Origin of the sequence: Streptomyces sp. SID5464, assembly GCF_009862985.1 — a bacterium.
In the GTDB taxonomy this organism is placed as follows: Bacteria; Actinomycetota; Actinomycetes; order Streptomycetales; family Streptomycetaceae; genus Streptomyces; species Streptomyces chartreusis_D.
Map to the genome: position 1 here is coordinate 92,970 of NZ_WWIQ01000061.1, position 19,124 is coordinate 112,093.

Genomic DNA, 19,124 nt, shown 5'->3' on the forward strand with positions numbered 1-19,124 from the left:
CGAGCGGAATGAGGGGGCGGGCCGGTTATGCGCCACGAGATTGGCGCAGCGCGGTTTCGGTGGAAGCCCCTCGTTGTTTCGCCGCCGTGACGAAGGTGCTCTGTGTGTTACGCCTCGATGAACTGCCGGATTGTGGGCGCGCCGATCGTTATCGTGACGCAATCTTCCGCGAGGAAGCAGGTCCGGCCGCGGTCGGCCTTCCGATGACCTGGCATGGGGGAGCCGAGTCGGACAGTTCGGGAGGGCCGGCCGCGGCCGGGGTTCAGGGGTGCGGGCAGGTTCAGAGGATGGCGGCTCAGACCGCCTCGGCCGTCTCGGGCAGCTCCGCGGCCAGCCGCTCGGTGAGGTCGACGACCTCGCCGAGGTCACCGAAGTCGCGTGCGGCCGTGTCGACCGTCTTTCGGATACGAGTGTTGACCCGCTCGGAGCGGACCTTCTTGGCGACCTGCATGGCCTGGGAGGCGTAGACCGTGCACTGCTCGGGCTCACGCTGCAGGAGGTTCACCGTGGCCATGCCGATCAGGTTCAGCGCGTACGACCGCTGGTGCTCGCCGTCCTCGGCGAAGAGCTCCACGGCCCGCCTCATCAGGGGCTCGGCCAGCGAGGCGTAGGCCGGGCTGCGGCCGGCGACATAGGCCAGGTCGCGGTACGAGTGCGAGTTCTCGCCGTACAGCTCGGCCTCGGAGAAGAAGCGGATCCAGTCGGGGTCGGGCTCGTCCCACTCGTCGGCCTCGGCGAAGGTGTCCTCGGCCATCCGGACCGCCCGCTTGCACTTGCCGGGCTGGCCCATGTTGGCGTAGGCACGGGCCTCCATCGCATACAGCATCGACTGGGTGCGCGGGCTCGCGCAGTCCCGGCTGCCGTACTGCGCGAGGTGGATCAGTTCCAGCGCGTCGTCGGGCCGGCCGAGGTGGATCATCTGGCGGCTCATGCTGGACAGCACGTACGAGCCGAGGGGCCGGTCACCGGCCTCCTTCGCGGCGTGCAGCGCGAGGACGAAGTACTTCTGGGCGGTCGGCTGGAGTCCGATGTCGTACGACATCCAGCCGGCCAGCTCGGCCAGCTCGGCGGCGACCTTGAACAGGCGCCGGGTGGTGGCCTCGGGCTGGGGCTCCTGGAGGAGGTCCGTCACCTCGTGCAGCTGGCCGACGACCGCTTTGCGGCGCAGGCCGCCGCCGCACTGGGCGTCCCACTGGCGGAACATCACGGTCGTGGACTCCAGGAGGTCCAGCTCCGGCTTGGAGAGCCGGCCGCGGGCCCGCCCGGAGGCGCCGCCCGCGGGCTCGGGCTCGGACCGCGGGGCCGGGGGCGAGGGCACGAGCCAGCGCTGCATGGGCTCGATGAGGGCCGGGCCCGCAGACAGGACCAGCGAGCTCCCGAGGAAGCCGCGCCGCGCCAGCATCAGGTCGCTGCGCGAGAACTCGCTGAGCAGGGCCACCGTCTGCGGGCCCGTCCAGGGCAGGTCGACGCCGGTCGCGGAGGGTGACTGGCGCGCGGTGCGCAGCCCCAGGTCCTCGACGGAGACGACGACGCCGAAGCGCTCCGAGAACAGCTCGGACAGGATCCGGGGGATCGGCTCGCGGGGGTTCTCGCCGTCGAGCCAGCGGCGGACGCGCGAGGTGTCCGTGGAGATGTGGTTGGCGCCCAACTGCCGTGCCCGGCGGTTGACCTGGCGGGCGAGCTCGCCCTTGGACCAGCCGCTGCGCACGAACCAGGAGGTGAGCAGCTCGTTCGGGCGCTTGTCAGCGTGCGTCGCGCTTTCAGCGTTCGTCCCGCTTCCGCCGTTGCCGCTCACTGGAACGCCCCCATCCCTGAGACCACTTGCCGCCTGGTGCGCCAAGCCCTATCAGCATGCCGGTTCGTACGGCCGCCCGCCCGGTCCTTGTCACCCTTCGAACGGAATACCGACTTGCCTCCGGCATACCCACGAGTGCATGTGCCCCCAGGACTCGTGCACACAAAGTAATCCTACGATCACCCGTCCAGCCACGGCCCACACGGAAACGCCACCATTCGCCACCCCTTCGAATGAACTCACGTACGCGTCACCGCGATTCACTTGACACAGGACAACCAGGAGCGGGTGCAGCGATGCACTCAGGGGCGCGTGTCGTCAGGCACACCACCCTGGACACTTCCGGGCGCGGAATGAACCGATCGCCGCCGGGAAGCCGGGAACTGAGAGTCACGCTTCGCGTCCGCAGCGTAACCACCGGTGCGTCGGACCCGTTGGAGGGGGCATGGGCTTCACGATCGGCATCAGCCGGGGCATGCGCGACATCCGGTCCGGCTCCCGCCGCCGCGGCCGTACGTCGGACGGCACGGCCGTGGCCGAGTACACCGGCCTGTGGGGATGGGACGTGGTGCCGGGCGCCCGGGCCGCGGCGGGCGCCTGCTCCTGCGGCCGCCGCGACTGCCCGGCGCCGGGCGCGCATCCGCTGGACTTCGCGCCGGTGATCCCCGCCGGGGCGACGCTGGACGACGTGACCGAGACCTGGGGCGAGTTCCCCGGCGCCTCGGTGATGCTGCCGGTCGGCCGGGCGTTCGACGTCATCGAGGTGGCCGAGCCCGCCGGCTGCCGCGCGCTCGCCCGGCTGGAGCGCATGGGCCTGCCCGTCGGCCCCGTCGCGGCCACCCCGGACGGCCGCGCCCACTTCTTCGTCGCCCCCGGCGCCGCCGCCGACCTGCCCGGCCTGCTCTACCGCATGGGCTGGGACGACCCGGCCGCCCTCGACCTGCGCGGCCTCGGCCCCGGCACACACATCACGGCACCGCCCTCCGACCGCGGCGGCCTCGGCCCGGTGCGCTGGCTGCGCTCCCCCGCCCTGGACTCGGCGTCCAGGCCACCGGAGGCCCGCCTGGTGCTGGGCACCCTGGCGTACGTGGCGCACCGCTCACGGGCCTAGCCGCAGCGGTACGGACGTACACAGCGAAGCGCCCGCCCCGACGATGCATCGGAGCGGGCGCTTCGCTGTCGCATACGAAATGTCGGATGTGGCTGCCGGGCAGTTGCCGCAGCTCACTCTCCGATAAGAGCGTCAACGAACGCCTCCGGCTCGAACGGCGCCAGGTCGTCCGCACCCTCGCCGAGCCCGACCAGCTTGACCGGAACGCCCAGCTCGCGCTGGACCGCGACCACGATGCCGCCCTTGGCCGTGCCGTCCAGCTTGGTGAGGACGATGCCGGTGATGTCGACGACCTCGGCGAAGACCCGGGCCTGGACCAGACCGTTCTGGCCGGTGGTGGCGTCGAGCACGAGCAGCACCTCGTCCACCGGGGCCTGCTTCTCCACGACCCGCTTGACCTTGCCGAGCTCGTCCATGAGGCCGGTCTTGGTGTGCAGGCGGCCGGCGGTGTCGATGAGCACGACGTTCGCGCCCATCTCCTTGCCCTCCTTGACCGCGTCGAAGGCGACGGAGGCCGGGTCGCCGCCCTCCGGTCCGCGCACCGTGTGGGCGCCGACGCGCTCACCCCAGGTCTGGAGCTGGTCGGCGGCTGCGGCCCGGAAGGTGTCGGCGGCGCCGAGCACGACGCTCTGGCCGTCGGCGACCAGGACGCGGGCGAGCTTGCCGGTGGTGGTGGTCTTGCCGGTGCCGTTGACTCCGACGACCATCACGATGCCGGGCTTGCGGTCCTCCGGCTCGGTCTTGACCGCGCGGTCCATGTCCGGGCCGACCAGCGTGACCAGTTCCTCGCGCAGCAGGGTGCGCAGTTCCTCGGGGGTGCGGGTGCCGAGCACCTTCACACGCTCGCGCAGGCGCTCGACCAGTTCCTGGGTGGGCTGCACACCGACGTCGGCGGTGAGCAGGAGGTCCTCGATCTCCTCCCAGGTGTCCTCGTCGAGGTGCTCGCGCGACAGCAGGGTCAGCAAGCCCTTGCCGAGAGCGTTCTGCGAGCGGGAGAGCCGGGCCCGCAGCCGGACCAGGCGGCCCGCGGTGGGCTCCGGGATCTCGATCTCGGGAGCCTCGGCGGGCGGCTCCTCGACGACGACCGGAGCCGAGCCGTCCGGGAGATCCACCTCCTCTATCGTGCGCCGCGGTTCCTCCCGCGGCGTCTCGGCCTCGTCGCCGACGTGCGGCTCGGCCGGTGGGGCGGTGATGTCGGGCGCTGCGGGCGGGGGCGGGGGCAGCTGCTTCTTGCGCCGGCTGCCGACGACGAGCCCGCCGAGCGCGCCGAGCACGACCACGGCGATGACTACAGCAAGGATGACGATGTCCATAACGCGTCCAGTATCAGCCATGGGACCCCGGGGCACGCGGCTTGTGCCGCCCTCCCGGGACAACGGCCGCCGGATCTCCACGCCCCTGGATCTCTGACGGCCCGTCAGCTAACGTCCTCCGGACACCCGCCCGGTGAAGGGAGACGTCCCATGCCCGTCTCGGTCGTACGCTTCAACCTCGTCGCTCCCGGGGCCGCCCCCGCCGAGCTCGGCGCCCGTTACCGGGCGGCCCTGGAGATGGCGTCGTACGCCGACGACCGGGGCGTGACCACCGTGCAGACGGAGGAGCACCACGGGGCCGGCAACAACTGGCTGCCGTCGCCGTTCGCCTTCGCGGGGGCCGTCTTCGGCGCGACCCGGCGTGTCGCGGTCACGGTCTCGGCGGTCATCGGCCCGCTGCACGACCCCCTGCGGCTCGCCGAGGAGATGGCCGTGCTGGACCTGCTGAGCGGCGGCCGGCTGGTGACGGTCGCCGGGATCGGGTACCGGCCCGAGGAGTACGACCTGTTCGGCGTGGACTTCGCCCGGCGCGGGCGGCTCCAGGACGAGCTGCTGGAGACGCTGCTGAAGGCGTGGACGGGCGAGCCCTTCCCGTACCGGGGCCGCACGGTGCGCATCACCCCGCGTCCGTACACCGAACCGCACCCCCTGCTCCTGGTCGGCGGCTCCTCCAAGGCCGCCGCCCGCCGGGCCGCCCGGCTCGGCCTGCCCTTCTTCCCCAGCGCGCACCTGCCGGAGCTGGAGGCGTACTACAAGGAGCGGCTCGCCGAGTACGGCACCGAGGGCTGGGTGATGATGCCGGCCGCCGAGACACCGCTGCTGCACGTGGCCGAGGACCCGGACCGGGCCTGGGCTCGGTACGGGGAGCACTTCCTGCACGAGGCGCGGACCTACGCCTCCTGGCAGTCGGGCGGTGTGCGGTCCGCGGTGAAGTCGGCCGCGACGACGGTGGAGGAGCTGCGTGCCGAGGGCGTGTACCGGATCCTCACGCCGGACGCGTGCGTGGCGCTGGGCCTGGACTCCTACGTGCTGCATCCACTCTCGGGCGGGATGCCGGTGGACGAGGGGTGGCGGAGTCTGCACCTGTTCTGCGAGCAGGTGCTGCCGCGGCTGGCGGGCTGACGCGCCCGATATCCGCTGGGACGCCGCCCGCAGTCGGTGATGCATTGCACGCATGACCTTGGCGGTGGATGTGTTCGCGCGCGACGCGAACGGCGAGTGGCGGGTCCTGGACGTCCCGCAAGGGTGCGACGACTCGGCCGGCTTCGAGGCGTGGCGCCGGACGGTGTGGGTTCGGCGGCGGTGCGCTCGATGGGCGCCCGTCATCTTCCGGTCCTGGCGAGGACGACCTGTTCGTCGAGGCCGACGAGGTGCCCGGGTTCCTGCGGGAGGTGGCACTGCTGCGGGCGAACCTCGATCTGATCACCGCCACCACCGAGCGGCCCCGCGGGCTCGCGGAGCGCCGGGACCAGCTCGACTCACGGCTGCGGAACATCGAGGCGACCGCACGTCGTGCCCTGGTGAGCGGTGCCGGCGTCCTGATCTGGTGAACGACGGACCGCCGCCCCGGCTCGGGCAGTGGCCGAACCGGGGCGGCGGCGGGTTACGGGGAGAGGGGCAGCGGGGACTTTGGCCCTCCTCCCCGAGTGTGCGGGACGGGCTCAGCCCATCTCCTCCAGGGCCTTGCCCTTCGTCTCCTTGACGAACTTCAGGACGAAGGGGATGGAGAGCGCGGCGAACGCCGTGTAGATCACGTAGGTCGCGGACAGGTTCCAGTCGGCCAGCGACGGGAAGCTCGCGGTGATGGCCCAGTTGGCGATCCACTGCGCGGCCGCGGCCACACCGAGGGCGGCGGCACGGATCTTGTTGGGGAACATCTCGCCGAGGAAGACCCAGACGACCACACCCCAGGACAGGGCGAAGAAGAGGACGAAGATGTGCGCGGCGATCAGGGCGATCCAGCCCTGTGTGGCGGGCAGCTTGCCGTCGACCAGGTGGTACGAGAACGCCCAGGCCTCCAGCGCCAGGCCGACGACCATGCCGACCGAGCCGATGATCGCGAGCGGCCGCCGGCCGATGCGGTCGACGAAGATCATCGCGATGACGGTGCCGACGATGTTGATGATCGACGTGGTGAAGGAGTAGAAGAACGAGTCCGTCGGGTCGACACCGACCGACTGCCACAGCGTCGAGGAGTAGTAGAACGCGACGTTGATGCCGACGAACTGCTGGAAGACGGAGAGGCCGATGCCGATCCAGACGATCGGCTTGAAGAAGAAGCCGCCGCCGAGCAGGTCCTTGAAGCTCGACCTGTGCTCGCTCTTCATGGCGCCCTCGATCTCGGCGACACGGGCGTCCAGGTCGACGCCCTTGCCCTCGACCTCGGTGAGGATCTCCCGGGCGCGCTCGTGCTTGCCGACGGAGATGAGGAAGCGCGGGGACTCGGGGATGGCGAAGGAGAGCAGCCCGTAGAGGACGGCCGGGACGACCATGACGCCCAGCATGACCTGCCAGGCCTCCAGGCCCATCAGCTTGCCGCGCTGGTCGCCGTCGGCGGCGTTCAGCACACCCCAGTTGACCAGCTGCGACACGGCGATGCCGATCACGATCGCGGCCTGCTGGAAGGAGCCGAGCCGGCCGCGGTAGGCGGGCGGGGCGACCTCGGCGATGTAGGCCGGGCCGATCACGGAGGCCATGCCGATGGCGAAGCCGCCGACGACGCGCCAGAAGGCGAGGTCCCACAGCGCGAAGGGCAGCGCGGAGCCCACGGCGCTGACGGTGAAGAGGACCGCGGCGATCTGCATGCACCGGATGCGCCCGATGCGGTCGGCTATGCGGCCGGCGGTCGCGGCGCCGATGGCGCAGCCGATGAGGGCGATGGCGATGACCTGGGCGAGGGCCGCGGAGCCGACGTCGTAGCGGTCCCGGATGGCCTCGACGGCACCGTTGATCACGGAACTGTCGTAGCCGAAGAGGAAACCGCCCATCGCGGCCGCCGCCGCGATGAACACGACATGCCCGAGATGCTCGGGATGAGCCGCCCTGGCTCCTGACTTGGGTGCCTGCGCTGTGCTGGTCACGTGTACTCCTCGGGCCACCGGCAACGCTGCCGGAGGGAATCAGCCTTCGAGGTGCCACCTGAAGGTACCTGAAGGTAAAAGGAACGTTGCCGAGACTATGCCTTCAAGTTTCGAAGTCAATAGGTCAGTAGCTGTGAATATGAAGCAGGAGTGTGTCAGTGATGTGTTCAAGTATTGAAGTCATGGAGCGTCGCAGGTGAGACCTGTGTAGAGCACACCCATCTAGCGGAGGCGCTGGCTGATGACCTTCGACACACCGTCGCCCTGCATGGAGACGCCGTAGAGCGCGTCGGCGACCTCCATCGTGCGCTTCTGGTGGGTGATCACGATCAGCTGGGAGGCTTCCTGGAGCTCCTGCATGATCCGGATGAGCCGCTGGAGGTTGGTGTCGTCGAGGGCGGCCTCGACCTCGTCCATGACGTAGAACGGGCTGGGCCGTGCCTTGAAGATCGACACGAGCAGCGCCACGGCGGTCAGCGACCGCTCCCCGCCGGAGAGCAGCGACAGCCGCTTCACCTTCTTGCCCGGCGGACGGGCCTCGACGTCCACGCCCGTGGTGAGCATGTTGTCGGGGTCGGTCAGGATCAGCCGCCCCTCGCCACCGGGGAACAGCCGGCTGAAGACGCCCTCGAACTCCCGGGCCGTGTCCCGGTAGGCCTCGGTGAAGACCTGCTCGACACGCTCGTCGACCTCCTTCACCACCTGGAGGAGATCCGCCCGCGTCTTCTTGAGGTCCTCCAGCTGCTCGCTGAGGAACTGGTGGCGTTCCTCCAGCGCCGCGAACTCCTCCAGGGCGAGCGGGTTCACCTTGCCGAGCTGCTGGTAGGCGCGCTCGGCCGACTTCAGGCGCTTCTCCTGCTCCGCCCGGACGAAGGGCCGGGGGCGGTTGCGCGGGTGCTCCGGGTCCTCCGGCAGCTCCTCGCCCTCGGCGGGGGGCGAGGGCGGCACGAGCTGGTGCGGTCCGTACTCCGCCACGAGCCCGGCCGGTTCCACACCCAGCTCCTCCAGCGCCTTGGTCTCCAGCTGCTCGATCCGCAGCCGCTTCTCGGCGCCGAGTACCTCGCCGCGGTGGACCGAATCCGTCAACTTGTCGAGTTCGGCCTTGAGATCGCGTCCCTCGGTGCGGGCGCGGGCGAGTTCCTGTTCGCGGCGGGCCTTGGCGGCCTCGGCGGCGGTGCGCTCCTCGTCGGCGCGGGCGAGGGAGACCTCGACGTGCGCGAGCAGCTGCCGGGCCCCCGAGCCGACGGCCTCGGCGACGGCCGCCTCGTGCCGCAGCCGGGCCCGCCGCTGCTCGGCCCGCGCGCGTGCCTCGCGCTCCGCGCGGGCGGCCCGGTCCAGGGAGTCGGCCCGTCCGGCCAGGCCCTTGACCCGCTCCTCGTGCGTACGGACCTGGAGGCGGGCCTCCATTTCGGTCTGGCGCGCGTTGGCCCCGTCGGCGGCGAGCCGGTCCCGTACGGAGGTGTCGGGCTCCTCCTCGACCGGCATCTCCTCGGCGACGGCGAGCCGCTCGGCGAGCTCCTCCACCTCTTGCAGCGCCTTGTCCAGGGCCTCCTGGGCACGGGCCGCGGCGGCGGTGGAGCGCTCGGCCTCCCCCGCCGCGCCTCGTGCCTGCCCGGCGAGCCGGCCGAGCTGCTGGGCTACGGCCGACTTCTCCCGGTCGGCGGCCCGGCGCCGCTCCCCCAGCTCCTCGACCAGCGCGGCGCATGCCTTGCGCCGTTCGACGGCCGCGTGTTGCGCCTCGGTCAGCTCCTCGCAGCGGACGGCGAGCTCTTCCAGCTCGGCGGCGGCCTCGTCCACGGAAGCCTGTACTTCGAGGAGGCTCGGAGCGCCTGCGGAGCCGCCGTGGGCGAAGTGGGCGCCGAGGAGGTCGCCTTCGGCCGTTACTGCGGTGAGGTCGGGGTGGGCGTAGACGAGGTCCTCGGCGTCTTCGAGGGTGCCGACTACGACGATGCCGTGCAGCAGCCGGCGGACGGCCGGGATGAGGTCGGCGGGGCCGCGGACCAGGTCGGCGGCGTAGGTGTGGCGGGCGTCTGCAGGGCCGTCGTGGCTGGTCGCCCCCATGCGGGGGCAGCCGCACGTCTGCTGCGGCCCCGCGCCCCTGAGGACGTCATCCCCTGCCAGGAGCAGAGTGGCCCTGCCTCCGTCCTGTTTGCGGAGGAGTCGGATCGCGTCGGCCGCAGAGGCCGGGGACGTGACCGCGATGGCGTCCGCCGCGGCACCGAACGCGGCGGCCAGTGCGACCTCGTGGCCCGGGGTCACCGTCAGGAGCTCCGCCGCCGGGCCGAGCAGGCCGGAGAGGCGGTCCTTGGCCGCGAGCAGTATGCCGGTGCCGTCCTTGCGCCGCAGCCCGAGCGCCAACGCTTCGTGGCGGGCCTGGGTGGCGGCCCGCCTGCGTTCCGCCGCCGTGCTCGCCTCGCGGGCCGCGGTGAGGGCGGCCTCGGCTTCGGTGAGCTGCTGCTTCGCCGCCTCGTGCTGTTCGGCGAGTTCCACGTCGCCGGCGTCGAGGCCGTCGACCTCGGCCTTGAGGGCCTCGTACTCCTCCTGGGCCGCGACGGCACGTTCCTGCGCTTCGTCGCGTGCGGTGGCCAGGCGTTCGATCTCGGCCTGGGCGGAGGCGGCGCGGGAGCGGGCCGCGTTGACCTGTCCGCTGAGCCGGGCCAGGCCCTCGCGCCGGTCGGCGATGGCGCGGGCGGCGTCCTTCAGGCGCCGTTCCTCCTGGGTCAGGGCGCGCTCCAGCTCGGCGCGGTGGGCGACCGTGTCCTCCAGGGCGCGCTCGGCCGCCTCCAGGGCCGCTTCCAGCTCGGCCTCCTGCTCGCGGATGCGGGCGGCCTCGCGCTCCATGTCCTCCGGGTCGCGGCCGCGCCGTTCCTCGGGAGGCGCGGAGGTGGCACTCTTCACGCGGGCGTCGGCGAGCGAGATCGTGCCGCGCACCCGCTCGGCGAGCTGGGAGAGCTCGTACCAGGTCTGCTGGGCGCGCTGGAGGCGCGGCGTGAGCTGCCGTACCTCGTCCTCCAGGAGCGCCTCGCGCTGGAGCGCCTTGCGCAGCTCCCGCTCGGCGGCCTCCTTGCGCTCCTTCAGCGCGGCCTCGTCGGCGACCTCGGCGTCGAGGGCCTCCCGGAGCCGTACGAGGTCGTCGGCCAGCAGGCGCAGCCGGGCGTCGCGCAGGTCGGCCTGGATGACGGCGGCCCGGCGGGCGACCGCGGCCTGGCGGCCGAGGGGCTTGAGCTGCCGTCTGAGTTCGTCGGTGAGGTCCTGCACGCGCGCGAGGTTGGCCTGCATCGCGTCCAGCTTGCGCAGCGCCTTCTCCTTGCGCTTGCGGTGCTTGAGGACGCCGGCGGCCTCCTCGATGAAGGCGCGGCGGCCCATGGGGTCGGCGTGCAGCACGGAGTCGAGCTGGCCCTGCCCGACGATGACGTGCATCTCGCGGCCGATGCCTGAGTCGGAGAGGAGCTCCTGGATGTCGAGGAGGCGGCAGGTGTCGCCGTTGATCTGGTACTCGCTGCCGCCGTTGCGGAACATGATCCGCGTGATGGTGACCTCGGCGTACTCGATGGGCAGGGCCCCGTCGGAGTTGTCGATGGTCAGGGACACCTCGGCCCGGCCCAGCGGCGGACGGCCGGTGGTGCCGGCGAAGATGACGTCCTCCATCTTGCCGCCGCGCAGCGACTTGGCACCCTGCTCGCCCATGACCCAGCTGAGCGCGTCGACGACGTTGGACTTGCCCGAGCCGTTCGGTCCGACGACGCACGTGATCCCCGGCTCGAACCGGAGTGTGGTCGCCGATGCGAACGACTTGAACCCGCGGAGGGTCAGGGCCTTGAGGTGCACGCCGCTGGACTCTACCGCCCGGGTTCGTCTCACTCCATGAACCCACGGTTTCGCCGCTGAACGCGCAGGGCACACCAGACGTTAAAGACGGTGAAAGGATGCGCGGGGGGAAAGAAAGAAGGGACGCCGACAGGGCGTCCCTTGCACTTCTGACAACTCAGCGGTTGTGACGGGCGGCCCAACCACTGCGGTGCTGTTGTGGAGCGGTGCAGTGATCAGGTGAGCGCAGGCTCCGCCTGGTGTGCGTCAACGCTCTCCATGATCCTGTCGTGAGAAGCGGCAGCCGTCAGCGCTTCGTTCTCCGCCTGGATCCTTACGAGCTCGGATTCCAGGTCCTGGACGCGCTGCTGGAGCCGTCGCATCTCGGCGAGGAGTCGAGGGTCGGAGCCGCCGACGTAACCGAGAAGCGCCTTTGCCATGATGGATGGTCCTCCACAATGAGTGACCGACCGATGCGGTGTGGGTCGTGAGGGATTCCGCACCCGCAGTCTTGGCAGGGCCTGGAGTTGTGCTGCCGTTCAGCCATGCCAAACAGCTAAGGTGCGCGGGGCTTTCAGCGTCTCACCAAAAAGTTTGACGGTCAACACGATCACGCCCCGTATTGGCGGCGACCCGGGCGCGCACGGCCTGGAGCGGCGGTGCTACGGCTTCTGCGGGGCCCTCGGGGCGTGGCGATCATCCTTGCGTGTGCGGCCTGCCAAGGCAAGTGATTCTCGGCAATCACCAGCGACTTTCCCTTCGAGGAGGCCGTCGGCGGCCGGGCCGCGGGCGGCCCCGGGGCCGCCCGGCGGTACGGGATCAGCGGATGGCGAAGCCCTCGTAGCCCCCGCGAGGTGTGTCCCAGATCTCGGTGACACCGTCCACGCGGCCGGGCGTGTCGTCACTCTGGAGCCACTCCAGCAGGCCTTCGCAGCCCTCTCGCGCGCCCTCCGCGACCACTTGGACGCGTCCATCGCCCAAATTGAGAGCAAAACCACTCAGGCCGCCGATCTCCAGGGCCTTGGCCCGCGTGAACCAGCGGAAACCCACACCTTGGACACGTCCACGCACCCAGGCGACCAGTCGCACATCCTCACTCATGACTGCAACCTAACCGCCAGATCTCGCTCCGGGCACTTCCTCCACTTGCGCCATGCGGTACCGTCCCCACCCAACGAATCTCATATGAAACTCACACGATCGAGTGAGTTTGGTGTTGATCTCGAGGACGAGTCGACCGCCAGGACGAGGAAGGCCAGGACATGGGACGCCACCGACGCTCCGCCGCCGGCCGCGCCGCCACGGGCCGCGCCACGGCGATCACGCAGGCCGACGGCTCCGTGGCAGGCCACGACCCGCTGCACTCCCCCATGGGAGACGGCCCGGCGATGGGCATCGCGCCCTACCTGAACCCCGACGCGTACGCCGGCACCTACGCGAAGAGCGAGGCCTACCTGTTCGCCACGGGCGCCTCCGAGCCGGGTGACGGCTACGACGCCCGCAACGCCGACGCGGCCGTCTTCGCCGGCGACGGCTTCGCGCCCGACGGCGGCGCCCGGCGCTCCGGCTCGCACCGCCGGCGGAAGAAGACCGCGCGGCCGATGCGCACCGGGCTGCTCGGCGTTTCCGCGGCGGTCGCCCTCGGCACGGTCGCGGTCGCCACGGGCGCGGTGCCCGGCCTTGAGAACTTCCAGCTCGGTGGTGGCGGCGGCGCCGACAAGGTGCAGGCCGGGGACACGCCGACGAACAGCCCGATCGAGCAGGGCGGCACCACCGGCAGCGCCGACGGCCGGGACAGCGTGCCCCCGAGCCGGGACGCCGAGCGCTCCCTCTCGCCGTCGCCGTCCGCCTCGAAGTCGTCGGCCGCGCCGACGAAGGCACCGGAGAAGAAGAAGCCGGAGAAGCCCCAGAAGGAGACTCCGGAGCAGAAGAAGCCGACGACCACCCCCAGCGAGAAGCCGGACAACACCCCTTCCCGTACGGCCACCAAGGCGCCCGAGAAGCCCAGCGCGTCCGCCGCCCTCTCCGAGGAGTCCGCCGCCGCGGCCCAGGTGCTCAGGCTCGTGAACGAGGAGCGGGCCAAGGTGGGGTGCAGCGCGGTCGCCGCGAACAGCGCGCTGACCGAGCTGGCGCAGAACTACAGCGAGGACATGGCCGCCCGGGGCTTCTTCGACCACACCGACCCGAACGGCAGGACGCCGTGGGACCGGGCCGGGAAGGCCGGGATATCCAACCTCGGCGGGGAGAACATAGCCCGCGGCCAGGCCGACGCGGCGGCCGTGATGGATGCCTGGATGAACAGCCCCGGGCACCGCGCCAACATCCTGAACTGCGACTTCAAGACGCTGGGCGTCGGTGTCGAGTTCGGGTCGGGCGGCCCGTGGTGGACCCAGGACTTCGGATACTGAGACCTGCCGAGACCCGGCCGGGACGGCTAACCAACGGTTAGCGCGACCTGATGGTTAGCGCTGTGCTGGCGTAGGCTGGGCATATGACCACCACCCAGGAGCTCACGGCGGGGCTGGACGACCTCCCGTACAACGTGTTCGCCAGGGCCTGCCCCTCGCGCGGCACGCTGGAGCACGTCACGGGCCGCTGGGGCGCACTGACGCTGGGCGCCCTGTACGAGGGTTCCCTCCGCTTCAACGAGCTGCGTCGCCGCGTCGACGGCGTCAGCGAGAAGATGCTCTCCCAGACGCTGCACGCGCTGGAGCGCGACGGCCTGGTGCACCGCGAGGCCCAGCCGACCAACCCGCCCCGCGTGGACTACGAGCTGACGCCGCTGGGCCGCGGCGTCGCCGAGCGGCTGCACGCCCTGATCCACTTCGTGGAGGGCAGCATGGACGAGGTCCTGGCCGCGCGCGAACGGTACGACTCCGCTAGGGCGTGAGCCGCGGCGGCCGCTGGCACTTGGGGCAGTAGTAGCTCGACCGGTTCATCCAGGGCCGTCGGCGTATCGGGGTGCCGCAGCGCCGGCAGGGCAGTCCCTCGCGGCCGTACGCGTCGAGGGACCGGTCGAAGTAGCCCGACTCGCCGTTGACGTTGACGTACAGGCTGTCGAAGCTGGTGCCGCCCACCGCGAGGGCCGCGTTCATCACGTCCCGCACATGGCCCAGGAGCAGCAGGGTCCGCGGGCGGGTGAAGGTCGCGATCGGGCGCTCGTAGTGGATGCGGGCGCGCCACAGGGCCTCGTCCGCGTAGATGTTGCCCACGCCGCTGATCAGCGACTGGTCGAGCAGGGCCCGCTTGATCGTGGACCGCTTGCGGCGCAGTGCCTGGTGGAAGGCCTCGTCGTCGAAGAGCGGGTCGCGGGCGATGTGCGCGATGACGTCGGGCAGGCCGTCCGGGGTGTTGTCGTGCAGCGACAGGCCGCCGAAGGTGCGCTGGTCGACGAAGCGGAGTTCGGTGTCCGGGCTGTCGTTGAAGCGGACGCGGATGCGCAGGTGCTTCTCGTCCGGCGCCGTCTGCGGCTGGACCAGCAGCTGGCCGCTCATGCCCAGGTGCGCCAGGATCGACTGGTCGGTGTCCTCCAGGGGCAGCCACAGGTACTTGCCCCGGCGGCTCGGGGTGCCGATGCGGTGGCCCTTCAGACGGTGCGCGAAGTCGTCGGCGCCCGCGAGGTGGCGGCGCACCGCGCGCGGGTGCAGTACCTCGGCCTCGGCGACGGTCCGGTGGGCGACCCACCGCTCCAGACCGCGCCGGACGACCTCGACCTCGGGCAACTCGGGCATGGGGTCCCCCGTCACAAACCTGTGGATGACCCGAGCGCCCGCCCCCGGGCAGGGGCGGGCGCTCGGGTGCGCTGTGCTGTGCCGGCCGCCGGGTGGGGGCGGCCGGCTCGTCAGCCGTCGACGCTGCTGCCGTCGACGACCGTCTGGGCGGCCTGAGCCGCCGCCGTCTGCGTCGCCTCGGCGTCCTTCGCCGCCTTGGCGCGCTCGTCCGCGGCGGCCCGGATGGACCGCCACGCGGACTCGGCGGCCTGCTGCTCCGCCTCCTTCTTGCTGCGGCCGGTGCCGGTGCCGTACGAGACGCCTCCGACGCGGGCGGCAGCAGTGAAGGTCTTCTCGTGGTCGGGGCCGGTCTCCGTGACCAGGTACTCGGGCACCCCGAGCCCCTCGGTCGCGGTGAGCTCCTGGAGGCTGGTCTTCCAGTCCAGGCCGGCTCCGAGGTTCGAGGACTTCTCGATCAGGGGGTCGAACAGGCGGTGCACCAGCTCCGCCGCCGAGTCCAGGCCCTGGTCGAGATAGACCGCGCCGATCACCGCTTCCAGGGTGTCGGCGAGGATGGACGCCTTGTCCCGGCCGCCCGTGCCCTCTTCACCCCGGCCGAGCCGGATGAAGGAGCCCAGGTCGAGCCCGCGGCCCACCTCGGCGAGCGCACGCGAGTTCACCACCGCGGCCCGCAGTTTGGCCAGCTGGCCTTCAGGCAGGTCGGGGTGGGTGCGGTACAGCGTGTCCGTGACGACCAGGCCGAGCACGGAGTCCCCGAGGAACTCCAGACGCTCGTTGGTCGGCAGACCGCCGTTCTCGTATGCGTACGACCGGTGGGTCAGTGCGCGCACCAGAAGGGCGGACTCGAGCTTGTAGCCGAGCCGCCCTTCCAGAAGCGTGTGGGACGAGGCCTGGTTGTCCGCCGGAGCACTCCCGCTCACACGGGAGGACTTGTTCTTAGGCGTGGACACAGTGCCTCTCACCAGCCGCTCAGACCTCGAGGACCTGGCGCTTGTTGTAAGTGCCGCACGAGGGGCACGCGATGTGCTGCTGCTTGGGCTCGTGGCAGCGCTCGCACGCAACCAGGGTGGGGACCGCAGCCTTCCACTGCGACCGGCGGTGGCGCGTGTTGCTGCGCGACATCTTCCGCTTCGGAACAGCCACGGCTACTTCTCCTGCTTCTCGTCGACGCCCGGTTCGGCGCCGCTCATCTCGTCCTTCTCGCCGTCCTTCATGGTGTCGGCGAGTCCCTGCAATGCCGCCCAACGGATGTCGACGGCGTCGTGGTGGTGGTCCGGGTCGTCCGCCAGCCGTGCGCCGCACTCGGCACACAGACCAGGGCAGTCTTCCTGGCACACCGGCTGCATCGGCAGTGCGAGCACCACCGCATCACGCAGCACGGGCTCGAGGTCGAACAGGCCGTCCTCGAGGAAGAGCCTGTCCTCGTCGTCCTCGGCGTCGTCGCCCGGTTCCGCGGTCACGCGGCCCCGGTCGTCGGCGTCAGGGTACGAGAACATCTCCTGGAACTCCGCTTCGACGTCGAGCTGAAGCGGCTCCAGACACCTTACGCACTCCCCCTCGGCAGCGGCACGGGCGGTGCCTGTGACGAGCACCCCTTCCATGACCGACTCCAGGCGGAGTTCGAGCTCCACCGGGGCGCCTTCCGGCACTCCGATGACTCCCTTGATACCGAAGTCCCTGGGAGCGTCGACCGTGCGGGTCAGGCGCTGTAGCGCACCGGGCCGCCGGCCCAGCTCGTGCGTGTCGAACACGAGGGGGTTGCGGTGGTCGAGGCGGGCGTTCAGGGCCATTCCTGCTTTCGGTCTGCCGAGCTGAGGGGGACGCCGCCCTTCGGTGTTCCCGGGCAGCGTTGATCGCGGACGTACGCGCGACCGAAGAGCCAGGATACTGGACCTTTGCCCGTCGGCCCAATCCGGTGCTCAGCCGTTGCCGCGGCCCTGCTCGTAGGCCCGGAGCTGCTCGGCGCTGATCATGCCGGTGTCGAAGAGGCTGGTCTCGTCCAGGGCGTATCCCTGGTGGCCTTGATGGCTCTGCTGCTCGTGTTGCCCGGGATGGGCCTGGTGCCCCTGCTGGGCCTGGTTCGGGTCGTACGCGGCCTGCTGGGGGTCGTAGCCCTGGTAGGCGTAGGGATCGGCCTGCTGGTAGCCGTACGGGTCCTGCTGGGCCGCGTACGCCTGCTGCGGGTAGCCGCCGTAGGGGTCGGGCTGCTGCTGGAGGGGGGCACCTCCCGCCGGAGCGTAGCCGGAGGTGGCAGAGTAGGCCGGCTGCGGCCGGCCGTAGTCCTGCTGCTGGGCGGGCTGCTCGGCCGGGGGCTTCTCCTCGGCGATGGCGGCCAGCCCGGCGAGGTAGTCGGCGTCACTGGAGTGCTGGACGGTGCCGGTGTCGCCGGCGAGGGCCCCGAGGTCGTCGGTGGCGATCCGGCCGTGCAGCTTCTGCCGGCCGCGGCCGACGGCGTCCAGGGTCTTGGCGAGGACCGCCTCGAAGGCGCCGAGCTTGGCGTCGACGTACTCGTCGGCGGTACGGCGCTGGGTCTCCGGGTCGTGGCTGCGCTCGGGTGCGTCCTCGTCCTCGTAGCCCTGCTCGTCGGTGCCGGGGCCGGTGCCGAGGAGCTTCTCGCGGCCGCGGCCGACGGAACCGAGGGTCTTGGTGAGGACGACCTCGAAGTTGGCGAGCTTGGAGTCGACGTAGTCCTCGGCCTCGGCGCGGATCTCCTCGGCCTCCTGGCGGGCCTCGGCGAGGATCCGGTCGGCCTCGGCCTGGGAGCGGCGGGCGACCTCGGTGTCGGAGATCAGGGAGCCGCGCTCGGCGTGCGCGCTCTGGATGATCCGCTCGGCCTCCTGGCGGGCCTGTTCGACCATCTGCTCGCGGTCGCCGATCAGCTCCTGGGCCTGGGCGAGGGAGCCGGGCAGCGCCGCGCGCACCTCTTCCAGCATGGAGAGCAGTTCGGCGCGGTTGACCACGCACGACGCCGACATGGGCATGGACCGGGCGCCGGAGACCGCGGCGACGATCTCGTCGAGCTTCTTCTGCACGTCCACCGTGTGCTCGCCACTCTCTACAGATGCGTTGGAGACGGACGGGACGACTGTACGGCCAGGGGGATGGCGGGGAACACCGGGTGACGGTCTGTCAGGCTCCGGTGGGACGCCCGGGGCGGGTTCAGTCCTTCCTCAGGCGCTCGGTGAGGGCCTGGAGGACCTCCGCCGGAACCAGGTGGGAGACGTCGCCGCCCCAGGTCGCGACCTCCTTGACCAGGGAGGACGACAGGAAGCTGTAGGTGGGGTTGGTGGGGATGAAGAGGGTCTCCACGCCCGAGAGGCCGTTGTTCATCTGGGCCATCTGCAGCTCGTAGTCGAAGTCGCTGACCGCGCGCAGGCCCTTGACGATGGCGGGGATGTCGCGCTGCTTGCAGAAGTCCACGAGCAGGCCGTGGAAGGCCTCGACGCGGACGTTGCCGTACTCGGCGGTGACCCGGCGGATCAGGTCGATCCGCTCGTCGATCTCGAACAGGCCCTTCTTCGACTGGTTGATCATCACCGCGACGTAGACCTCGTCGTACAGCCTGGAGGCGCGGGAGATGATGTCGAGGTGTCCGTTGGTGATCGGGTCGAACGACCCGGGACATACGGCGCGGCGCACTTGTGATCCCTCGCTCTCCGGTCCGGTCATCGTGCGTCTTCGCACGTAGAGGCGGCGCGACCGTACCAAAACGTTCCCTCGCCGTAGCGACGGGACCGGAGGGCTTCGAAACCCTCGGGCCACCGGAATTCACCGCCTCTGGTGCTGCGCTCCACGGTGACGAGGGCTTCTTCGGCGAGCCACCCTTCCGCGCGGAGTGTGAGCAGGATCTCGCGAAGATCGTCGTCCGTGACGGCGTACGGCGGGTCGAGGAAGACGAGGTCGTAGGGGTCGCCGGGGGGTGTGGTGCGGATGATCTGTTCCGCTTTGCCCGCTCTGACCTCGGCACCGGGGAGGCCGAGGTTCTTCACGTTGTCGCGCACCGTACGGACGGCTTTGGCGTCGGCCTCGACGAGGAGGGTGTGGCCGGCGCCTCGGGAGAGGGCCTCCAGGCCGACGGCTCCTGATCCCGCGTAGAGGTCGAGGACGCGTTCGCCGTCCAAGGGGCCGCCGAGGAGGGATTGCCAGGTGGAGAAGAGGCCTTCCCGGGCGCGGTCCGATGTGGGGCGGGTTCCTGTTCCTGGCGGGACGGCCAGGCGGCGTCCGCCGGCCGTGCCGGCGATCACGCGGGTCATCTGTGGTCCTTGGGTATGGGCGGCTTCAGGTACC

The 19,124-nt window shown here is 71.0% G+C and carries 18 protein-coding genes; 5 read left to right on the plus strand and 13 right to left on the minus strand.

Annotated elements, in window-relative coordinates; genetic code table 11:
- Positions 1-295: 295 nt before the first annotated feature.
- Positions 296-1,795, minus strand: coding sequence for a hypothetical protein (locus tag GTY47_RS30940; protein ID WP_010044512.1), 1,500 nt, complete (start codon positions 1,793-1,795; stop codon positions 296-298).
- A 445-nt stretch (positions 1,796-2,240) separates the two neighbouring features.
- Between GTY47_RS30940 and GTY47_RS30945 the strand changes: the two genes are divergently transcribed.
- Positions 2,241-2,906 (plus strand): bifunctional DNA primase/polymerase, encoded by a 666-nt coding sequence (locus GTY47_RS30945; RefSeq protein WP_010044514.1) that lies wholly within the window; start codon positions 2,241-2,243, stop codon positions 2,904-2,906.
- Between the two features lie 113 nt (positions 2,907-3,019).
- On the opposite strand, the gene ftsY is transcribed toward GTY47_RS30945, so the two are convergent.
- Positions 3,020-4,219 carry a signal recognition particle-docking protein FtsY gene (ftsY, locus tag GTY47_RS30950; protein WP_010044516.1) on the minus strand — a complete coding sequence of 400 codons (1,200 nt, stop codon included), beginning with the start codon at positions 4,217-4,219 and terminating at the stop codon, positions 3,020-3,022.
- 150 nt (positions 4,220-4,369) lie between these two features.
- On the opposite strand from ftsY, the gene GTY47_RS30955 reads away from it, so the two are divergent.
- Entirely contained in the window at positions 4,370-5,341 is a 972-nt protein-coding gene (locus GTY47_RS30955; protein WP_010044519.1) for an LLM class flavin-dependent oxidoreductase, read from the plus strand.
- A 248-nt stretch (positions 5,342-5,589) separates the two neighbouring features.
- Positions 5,590-5,769: a hypothetical protein gene (locus GTY47_RS41365; RefSeq protein ID WP_010044521.1), complete on the plus strand. Its 180-nt coding sequence runs from the start codon at positions 5,590-5,592 to the stop codon at positions 5,767-5,769.
- A gap of 111 nt (positions 5,770-5,880) precedes the next feature.
- On the opposite strand, the gene GTY47_RS30965 is transcribed toward GTY47_RS41365, so the two are convergent.
- The 4 genes from GTY47_RS30965 to GTY47_RS30980 all read right to left on the minus strand — a co-directional run bounded on the left by GTY47_RS30965 (position 5,881) and on the right by GTY47_RS30980 (position 12,207).
- Complete coding sequence (locus GTY47_RS30965) at positions 5,881-7,299, minus strand: sugar porter family MFS transporter (RefSeq protein WP_010044523.1); 1,419 nt, start codon at positions 7,297-7,299, stop codon at positions 5,881-5,883.
- 222 nt (positions 7,300-7,521) lie between these two features.
- The gene (smc, locus tag GTY47_RS30970; protein WP_010044524.1) at positions 7,522-11,127 is read right to left on the minus strand and encodes a chromosome segregation protein SMC; all 3,606 of its coding nucleotides are present in this window, start codon (positions 11,125-11,127) and stop codon (positions 7,522-7,524) included.
- 215 nt (positions 11,128-11,342) lie between these two features.
- A complete protein-coding gene (locus tag GTY47_RS30975; protein WP_003993245.1) occupies positions 11,343-11,546 on the minus strand; it encodes a hypothetical protein in 204 nt (67 codons plus the stop codon).
- Positions 11,547-11,925: 379 nt separating this feature from the next.
- Positions 11,926-12,207 carry an acylphosphatase gene (locus tag GTY47_RS30980; protein ID WP_010044525.1) on the minus strand — a complete coding sequence of 94 codons (282 nt, stop codon included), beginning with the start codon at positions 12,205-12,207 and terminating at the stop codon, positions 11,926-11,928.
- Between the two features lie 161 nt (positions 12,208-12,368).
- Between GTY47_RS30980 and GTY47_RS30985 the strand changes: the two genes are divergently transcribed.
- Positions 12,369-13,514, plus strand: a complete 1,146-nt coding sequence (locus tag GTY47_RS30985; RefSeq protein ID WP_010044527.1) for a CAP domain-containing protein — start codon at positions 12,369-12,371, stop codon at positions 13,512-13,514.
- Positions 13,515-13,597: 83 nt separating this feature from the next.
- Positions 13,598-13,996 (plus strand): helix-turn-helix domain-containing protein, encoded by a 399-nt coding sequence (locus GTY47_RS30990; protein WP_010044529.1) that lies wholly within the window; start codon positions 13,598-13,600, stop codon positions 13,994-13,996.
- Here GTY47_RS30990 and mutM read toward each other — a convergent pair.
- The 7 genes from mutM to rsmD all read right to left on the minus strand — a co-directional run bounded on the left by mutM (position 13,986) and on the right by rsmD (position 19,090).
- Positions 13,986-14,837: a bifunctional DNA-formamidopyrimidine glycosylase/DNA-(apurinic or apyrimidinic site) lyase gene (gene mutM, locus GTY47_RS30995; protein WP_010044531.1), complete on the minus strand. Its 852-nt coding sequence runs from the start codon at positions 14,835-14,837 to the stop codon at positions 13,986-13,988. The genes GTY47_RS30990 and mutM overlap by 11 nt on opposite strands.
- 110 nt (positions 14,838-14,947) lie before the next feature.
- The gene (rnc, locus tag GTY47_RS31000) at positions 14,948-15,799 is read right to left on the minus strand and encodes a ribonuclease III (protein WP_078602923.1); all 852 of its coding nucleotides are present in this window, start codon (positions 15,797-15,799) and stop codon (positions 14,948-14,950) included.
- 7 nt (positions 15,800-15,806) lie between these two features.
- Positions 15,807-15,980, minus strand: a complete 174-nt coding sequence (gene rpmF, locus GTY47_RS31005; RefSeq protein WP_003951102.1) for a 50S ribosomal protein L32 — start codon at positions 15,978-15,980, stop codon at positions 15,807-15,809.
- Positions 15,981-15,982: 2 nt separating this feature from the next.
- Positions 15,983-16,627, minus strand: a complete 645-nt coding sequence (locus GTY47_RS31010) for a YceD family protein (RefSeq protein ID WP_010044540.1) — start codon at positions 16,625-16,627, stop codon at positions 15,983-15,985.
- Between the two features lie 129 nt (positions 16,628-16,756).
- Positions 16,757-17,875 carry a hypothetical protein gene (locus GTY47_RS31015; protein ID WP_010044542.1) on the minus strand — a complete coding sequence of 373 codons (1,119 nt, stop codon included), beginning with the start codon at positions 17,873-17,875 and terminating at the stop codon, positions 16,757-16,759.
- Between the two features lie 121 nt (positions 17,876-17,996).
- A complete protein-coding gene (coaD, locus tag GTY47_RS31020; protein WP_010044544.1) occupies positions 17,997-18,476 on the minus strand; it encodes a pantetheine-phosphate adenylyltransferase in 480 nt (159 codons plus the stop codon).
- A gap of 26 nt (positions 18,477-18,502) precedes the next feature.
- Positions 18,503-19,090, minus strand: coding sequence for a 16S rRNA (guanine(966)-N(2))-methyltransferase RsmD (gene rsmD / locus GTY47_RS31025; protein WP_010044545.1), 588 nt, complete (start codon positions 19,088-19,090; stop codon positions 18,503-18,505).
- Positions 19,091-19,124 lie beyond the last annotated feature (34 nt).